Origin of the sequence: Sulfuricaulis sp., from assembly GCF_041499725.1 — a bacterium.
Taxonomy (GTDB): domain Bacteria; phylum Pseudomonadota; class Gammaproteobacteria; order Acidiferrobacterales; family Sulfurifustaceae; genus Sulfuricaulis.
The window spans coordinates 1-7097 of the sequence record NZ_JBGQKW010000108.1 but is presented as its reverse complement, the minus strand read 5'-3'; the positions used below and the strand labels follow the sequence as shown (position 1 = coordinate 7097).

Below are 7097 nucleotides of genomic sequence, written 5' to 3'. Positions count from 1 at the left end.
TCGAACCGGTGGAAATAGACCCCGAGGGTGTTCCAGTGCTCCCCCAGCTTCATGCCGATCCAGGCCAGCCCCACGCTCCAGATATAGGAGCCGACAAAGGTGTAGAGACTGAAGCGCCACATATTCATGCGCGCCACGCCCGCCGGGAATGCGATAAAGGTGCGAATCACCGGCAATAGACGCCCGACGAAAATGGTGATGTCGCCGTGGCGCTGAAACCAGCGGTCGGCCAGGTCAAGATCGTATTGCGAGATCAGGATGTACTTTCCGTATTTTTCGATAAAAGGACGGCCGCCCCAGGCGCCGGCGTAGTAGGCGACGATCGAGCCGAGCACGCACCCGACCGCGCCCGCCAGGCCGACCAGCCACAGGTTCATCTCGCCGGTGGACACGAGATAGCCGGAGAAGGGCATGATGATTTCCGAAGGCAAGGGGATGCAGGCGCTTTCGATTGCCATGAGCAACACGACGCCGCCATAGCCCAGGCGTGAAATCGTGTCGATGATGAAGCCGGCGAGCAGAGTGATGATTTTATCGATCATCACGGTTACCAGAAATAGGCGAGCACCAGCAGCCCGAACACGATGCGATACAGCGCGAACGACGTGAAATCATGACGCGACACGAATTTCAGGAATGCCTTGACCACGACCAGCGCGGTCACGAAGGACATGACGAAGCCGACGGCGAACAGCGGGATATCCGCGGCATGCAGCAACTCGCGATTCTTGAACAGCTCGTAGAACGTGGCCGCGAACATGACCGGCATGGCCAGCAGGAACGAGAATTCGGTGGCCGCGGTGCGTGACAGGCCGGAAAGCAATCCACCCATGATGGTGGCGCCCGCGCGCGAGACGCCGGGAAAGAGCGAGAATGTCTGGGCGATGCCGATCTTCAGGGCGTCGAGCGGGCCGAGGTCCTCCATGCTGTTCACGCGCGCGCGCAGAGGCAGGCGTTCGATAACCAGGATCAGAATGCCGCCGACGATGAGTGCTCCCGCCACGGTCAGCGGATTGAAGAGATGGGTCGTGATCATCTTGTGCAGCAACAGGCCAGCCACCGCGGCGGGCAGGAAGGCGATGAATAGATTCAGCATGAAACGCTGTTCGTGCCGGCTGCCGATGCCGGTGATCAGGCGCCCGACGCGGGCGCGATAGTCCCAGACCACGCCGAGAATCGCACCGAACTGGATGACGATTTCGAAGACCTTGCCTTTTTCGTCGTTGAAGTTGAGCAGATCTCCCACGATGATCAGATGGCCCGTGGAGGAAACCGGCAAAAATTCGGTCAGGCCTTCGACGATACCGAGAATGAGTGCCTTGATCAGAAGAGCGAGTTCCATGCGCGTCTCTTTCTTGTTTATGTTTATGTAAATGAGAGTGGACGGCCGCGGACGCCGTCGCGGATTTTTCCGCGATCGAACGCCACCTGCCCACCGACAATGGTGTAGATCGGCCATCCAATGAGTTTGCGCCCGTTAAACGGCGACCAACGGACGCGGGTAAACATTTCTTCATTGCGCACGGGCCGGGCGTGCACCATGTCCACGAGCGTGAGATCGGCATCCCAGCCTTCGAGAATCTTTCCCTTGTTGCGAATGCCGTAGGCCGCCGCCGGACCGTGACACATCCATTTCTGGATTTCCGCCAGTGTGCAGCGTCCCGCCTTCATCTCCGTAAGCATCAGCGGCAGCGAGGTTTCCACTCCCGGCATGCCGGCCGGCGATTGCGGATAGGGTTTGCGCTTCTCCTCCAGCGTGTGGGGCGCGTGGTCGGTGGCGATGAAGTCGATCACGCCGTCGTGCAGCCCGGCCCACAGGGCGGCGTTGTCCTCGGGGCGGCGGATCGGCGGATTCATCTGCGCCAACGCGCCGAGCCGCGCGTAGTCGTTCACGTTGAGCAGCAGATGGTTGGGGATGACCTCGGCCGTCACCCAGGCGGGTTTGTCGCGCCGCAGAAGTTCCACTTCCTCGTGGGTGGAGAGATGCAGGATATGCAGCCGGCGGCGATATTTTCGGGAAAGCGCCAGCGCCAATTCCGTCGCCAGCAGCGCGCTCTGGTTGTCGCGGATGTCGGAATGCACCGCCACGTCAGTCCGGTCCTTGAACTGTTCGCGGCGTGCGCGGATGCGCGCTTCGTCCTCGGCGTGCACCGCGATCAGGCGTGACCCGTTGGCGAAGATCCGTTCCAGATCCTCCGCCTTGTCCACCAGCAGGCTGCCGGTGCTCGCCCCCATGAAGATCTTGATGCCGCAGGCGGGGCCGGCACGATTGACTTCGTCAAGATTGTCGGGGGTGGCGCCGATGAAGAATCCGTAGTTGGCGACGCATTTCTCCGCCGCGCGCCGCAGCTTGTCGTCCAGTGCCGCCTGATTGCTGGTGGATGGATCGGTGTTGGGCATCTCCAGAAAACTGGTGACACCGCCCTTGATCGCGGCACGCGAGCCGGACCCGAGATCTTCCTTATACTCGCGGCCGGGTTCGCGGAAGTGTACCTGCGGATCGATCACGCCGGGGAGCAGGAGGTTTCCCCCGGCATCCAGTGTTTCGTCCGCGGAGATGCTGATTTGCGCCGCGATGCGTTCGATCACACCATCGTGGCACAGTAGGTCGCCTTCGATAATTGATCCGTCCGGGCGCGCGAGGCGGGCGTTGCGGATCAGTAGCTTGGGCAAAGGCGGTCTCGGTGCGGAAAAGTTATCGCGGAAATATTGGCGGGAACGTTAATGTCAAAAAGGCGGCGTCAGCCCATCTGCTTTTCGCGGATTTCGTCGAGTGTCTTGCAGTCGATGCAGAGCTCCGCCGTCGGGCGGGCTTCCAGGCGCTCCACGCCGATCTCGACGCCGCAGACTTCGCAGTAACCGTAGTCGCCGGTGTCGATGCGCCCGATGGACTCATCGATCTTCTTGATCAATTTGCGCTCGCGGTCGCGCGACCGTAGTTCGAGCGACATGTCGGTTTCCTGGCTCGCGCGGTCGTTCGGATCGGGCGGATTTTCCGGCACGTCGCGCATCTGCTGCACGGTGCGGGAGATTTCCTCCTCCAGTTCCGATTTCCAGGCGTTCAGCACGGAATGGAAATGCTCCTGCTGCTTTTTGTTCATGTACTTCTCGCCCTTCTTCGCCGCGTAGGGTTTCATGCCCGAAACGGGAGAGACGGATTGCTCCTTTTCCTTCTTTTTTCTGGCCGGCATGCTTCAACTCCTGCAATAATGTAGCCCCGGAAGGGTGGGGGGTAAAAAAATAAGCGCGAATCTATACCAGAAACCCCCGGGGGTCGCAACCGTTAGAGTATAGACACGGCGAATAGGCGCCGCCGTTATGACGGATTTACCGGGGTTTTGATGACAATTCCATGGCACTCGAGGCATTGATCTTTGATGTGGACGGGACCCTGGCCGACACCGAGCGTGACGGACACCGGGTGGCGTTCAACCAGGCGTTCGTTGAGGCCGGGCTGGACTGGCGCTGGGACGTGGCTTTGTACGGCGAGTTGCTGGCAGTCACGGGCGGCAAAGAGCGCATGCGTCATTACATCGACAGGTATCGTCCGGATTACCTGAAGCCCGCCGATTTTGAAACCTTGGTGGCGCGTTTGCATGTCGCCAAGACGCGCCACTACACCGCCTTGCTGGGGTGCGGCGGCATACCGCTGCGGCCGGGTGTGCGGCGCCTGCTCGAGGAGGCGCGTACTCGCGGTGTGCGCCTGGCCATTGCCACGACCACTACGCCGGACAATGTCACCGCGCTGCTGCATCACGCCATTTCACCTGAGGCTGCTTCATGGTTTGAGGTCATCGGTGCGGGCGACGTGGTGGTGGCGAAAAAACCGGCGCCTGATATCTATTATTATGTTCTCGATCGACTGCGTCTCGCGCCTGCGCAATGCATGGCGTTCGAGGATTCGGAAAACGGCCTGCGCGCGGCACAGGCAGCAGGCCTTAAGACCGTCATCACGGTGAATGCCTACACGCGCGCGCATGATTTTCGCGGCGCGGCCATCGTGCTCGATCATCTAGGCGAGTCCGGCCGGCCGTTTCAAGTGTTGTCCGGATATGCCGTGAATGGCGCTACTTATTTCGATCTCAAACTATTGGGGCAGTTACAGGCTGACGCATGAAGCCATTTGCCAGACGTCTGAACCGGATCGAGCCGTTTCACGTGATGGATATTCTGGCTCGTGCCCGCGCCATGGAGGCGCAGGGACGGTCCATCATCCATATGGAAATCGGCGAACCGGACTTCCCGACTGCGGCGGGCATTGTGCAGGCCGGCATCGCGGCGCTCCGGGCCGGACATACGCATTACACGCCCGCGCTCGGACTGCCCGAGCTGCGCGCGGCCATTGCCGCCAGTTATCCAGCTCGTGCGCGTCCCGATCCCGAGCGGGTCGTGGTGACGCCGGGCGCCTCGGGTGCGCTGCAATTGATTTTCGCCGCCTTGATCAATCCCGGCGATCAAGTGCTCATGGCCGATCCGGGTTACCCCTGCAACCGCCATTTTGTGCGCCTATTCGAGGGGGAGGCGGCAAGTATTCCGGTGGATGCCTCGACAGCGTACCAGCTCAACGCCGATCTGATCCGTCGTCACTGGACAAAACGCACGGTCGCGGTGCTGCTCGCCTCGCCCTCCAATCCCACCGGTACGCTGATTTCCGGCGACGAGATGGCGGAGATCGTGCGGGCCGTGGCGGAGCTTGGCGGCGTGCTGATCGTGGATGAAATCTACCACGGACTTGTTTACGGGGAGGCGGCGGTGACGGCGCTGTCGCATTCGCCGGAGGTATTCGTGGTCAACAGCTTTTCCAAGTATTACGGCATGACCGGCTGGCGCCTGGGCTGGCTGGTGGCGCCGACGGCTTACATACCATCGATCGACAAGCTCGCCCAGAATATTTTCCTCGCCTCGAGCACCGTGGCGCAACACGCGGCGCTCGCGGCATTCAGCCCCGTCGTGCAGCGTGAACTGGCGCAGCGCCGGGATATTTTCCGCGAGCGGCGTGATTACCTCCTGCCTTCCTTGCGCGAACTGGGATTTATCATTCCGGTGGTGCCGGCGGGCGCATTCTATTTATATGCGGATTGTTCGAGCTTCACCGATGACAGTCAGGCGTTAGCGCTCGATTTGCTCGAGCGCGCCGGCGTGGCCGTCACACCGGGTCTGGATTTCGGGAGCCACCATGCAGCGCGGCATGCGCGTTTTTCCTACGCCAACACGCTCGAAAATCTGCGCGAAGGTGTTTCCCGACTGCGGGGTTACTTCACGAAAATCTAGATCGTGTCTCTTTCAAGGCGGGAGCGCAGGGCGGCATACGCGCCTTCGAGCGCCTGCAGCACGGACTCCGCCTTGCCAAGCTGGCCGCTGTCCGCCATTTTTTCAAGCTGCTCCGCGGCTTCATGCATGGCATGGGCTTGGAAATAGGCGCTTGAGCTTTTGAGGGTATGCGCCTCGCGCGCGGCGCGTTGTGCGTCGGAAGCGGCGAAGGCCTGGCGCAGCGAGGCCAGTCTTTGTGTGGCTTCCTTGATGAAGATTTCCACCAGTTTCGGGTCGGGACTGACAGCGTCCTTTCCGGCAGTATCGTCGGATGTTTCCGGCGTTGTATCTGCCGGGCTGGATGATGGGGAATATAGCATGCGCCAGCGTTTCAGCATGTCACTCAGAACGTCGGGTTCCACGGGTTTGGTAAGAAAATCTTGCACGCCTAAAACGTGGCAGCGTTCCTTCTCGGCATCCGTGGCGCCCGCCGTCAGCACGACGATGGAGGTCTTGGCGTGAGTGCCCGGAAGCGCGCGGATGGACTCGATCGCTTTAACACCGCTGATATCCGGGAGGTGCAGATCCATCAGGATCAGACCGTAGGATTCCCGCCGCACCGCCTCGACGGCGGCACGGCCGGTTTCGGCGATATCGGTCTTGTAGCCGAGCTTGGACAGCATGTGGAGCATGATCTCCCGGTTGACGGGGCTGTCTTCCACGAGCAGCAGTCGCGAATGTTTCCTGCGGATTTCGGAGAGGGTGTATTTTGTGACCAGGCCCGAGCGGTGGCGTTCCTGCGTGTCCAGGCCTCGTGTCGCCATGACTGCCTTTAACAGGCCAGGCAAATCCTCGGGCGGTATTGGTTTACCGAAGTACCCGGCGAAACCGGCTTGGTTCAGGCGCTGCGCGTCGCCGCGCACGCCGGCGGACGTCATCATGACGAGAACCGCGTCGCACATTTCCGGGTGTAATTTGATTTCGTGCCCCAGTTCCTCGCCGTTCAGGTTCGGCAGGAACATGTCCACCATCACCAGGTCGAAACGGAAACTGGAATTCGCCGCCGAGCGGATCATCTGCAAGGCCGCGTTGCCGTTGCCGATGGATTGCACTTCCATGCCCAACGTCTTCAGCTGATCCACAAGATTCACGCGTGCTGGAATGTTGCCGTCTGCCACCAGCACACGCAGCCCCTTGAGGCTGATCGGCGCGGGCGCGGGCGCGACGCTGACGGTAACAGGTTTTCGCAGGTTGATCGCGAACCAGAAGACGCTGCCTTTGCCTTCTTCGCTCTTAACGCCGATGTGCCCGCCCATCGCCTCCACCAGCTCCTTGGTGATGGCAAGACCGAGGCCGGTACCGCCGTAGCGGTGGGCGGTCGACGCCTTGGCCTGGTTGTACGGTTGGAAAAGCTTCGCCTGGTCCTTGGACGAGATGCCGATGCCGGTATCGGCGACTTCGATGAGTAGTCGCAGGCGATCGGAGGATTCATCGGCTAGTTTCTTGACGCTCAATACAATTTCACCCTGATGGGTGAATTTGATGGCGTTGCCCAGCAGGTTGATAATAATCTGCCGCAGGCGTCCCGGGTCGCCGAGCAGCCGGTTCGGCATGTCCGGTTGCATCAGGTTGGTGAGCGTAATCCCCTTCATGTGCGCCTGCTGTGCCAGCAGTGTGACGGATTTTTCTATGCAATCGCGCAGGTCGAATTCGATTTCCTCCAGCTCCAGCTTGCCGGATTCGATTTTGGAGAAGTCCAGGAGATCGTTGATCAGCGTCAGCAGACCGCTCGCCGATGACTTGATGATTTCCGCATGACGGCGCTGTTCGTCCGAGAGTTTCGTTTC

The 7097-nt window shown here is 60.6% G+C and carries 7 protein-coding genes; 2 read left to right on the top strand and 5 right to left on the bottom strand.

The window, feature by feature from the left end; all coding sequences use genetic code 11:
- The 4 genes from ACC569_RS13335 to dksA form a co-directional block, all read right to left on the bottom strand.
- On the bottom strand, nt 1–542 hold a 542-nt coding region (locus ACC569_RS13335), incomplete at its 3' end, for a DedA family protein (RefSeq protein WP_372524024.1).
- Between the two features lie 5 nt (nt 543–547).
- Entirely contained in the window at nt 548–1342 is a 795-nt protein-coding gene (locus ACC569_RS13330; RefSeq protein ID WP_372524023.1) for an undecaprenyl-diphosphate phosphatase, read from the bottom strand.
- A 23-nt stretch (nt 1343–1365) separates the two neighbouring features.
- Complete coding sequence (locus tag ACC569_RS13325) at nt 1366–2673, bottom strand: dihydroorotase (RefSeq protein WP_372524022.1); 1308 nt, start codon at nt 2671–2673, stop codon at nt 1366–1368.
- Nucleotides 2674–2741: 68 nt separating this feature from the next.
- Nucleotides 2742–3191, bottom strand: coding sequence for an RNA polymerase-binding protein DksA (gene dksA, locus ACC569_RS13320; protein ID WP_372524021.1), 450 nt, complete (start codon nt 3189–3191; stop codon nt 2742–2744).
- Nucleotides 3192–3352: 161 nt separating this feature from the next.
- Between dksA and ACC569_RS13315 the strand changes: the two genes are divergently transcribed.
- Nucleotides 3353–4117, top strand: coding sequence for an HAD family hydrolase (locus tag ACC569_RS13315; RefSeq protein ID WP_372524020.1), 765 nt, complete (start codon nt 3353–3355; stop codon nt 4115–4117).
- On the top strand, nt 4114–5271 hold the full coding sequence (locus ACC569_RS13310) for a pyridoxal phosphate-dependent aminotransferase (RefSeq protein ID WP_372524019.1): 1158 nt from the start codon (nt 4114–4116) through the stop codon (nt 5269–5271). The genes ACC569_RS13315 and ACC569_RS13310 overlap by 4 nt, the downstream gene beginning before the upstream one ends.
- Here the strand turns inward: ACC569_RS13310 and ACC569_RS13305 are convergent.
- A partial coding sequence (locus ACC569_RS13305; protein ID WP_372524018.1) for a response regulator occupies nt 5268–7097 on the bottom strand: 1830 nt, incomplete at its 5' end. The genes ACC569_RS13310 and ACC569_RS13305 overlap by 4 nt on opposite strands.

Bases quoted from the DNA above. Each gene is read 5' to 3' on its own strand.
- dksA (WP_372524021.1), bottom strand. From the start codon at position 3,191: ATGCCGGCCAGAAAAAAGAAGGAAAAGGAGCAATCCGTCTCTCCCGTT.
- ACC569_RS13330 (WP_372524023.1), bottom strand. From the start codon at position 1,342: ATGGAACTCGCTCTTCTGATCAAGGCACTCATTCTCGGTATCGTCGAA.
- ACC569_RS13310 (WP_372524019.1), top strand. From the start codon at position 4,114: ATGAAGCCATTTGCCAGACGTCTGAACCGGATCGAGCCGTTTCACGTG.
- ACC569_RS13315 (WP_372524020.1), top strand. From the start codon at position 3,353: ATGGCACTCGAGGCATTGATCTTTGATGTGGACGGGACCCTGGCCGAC.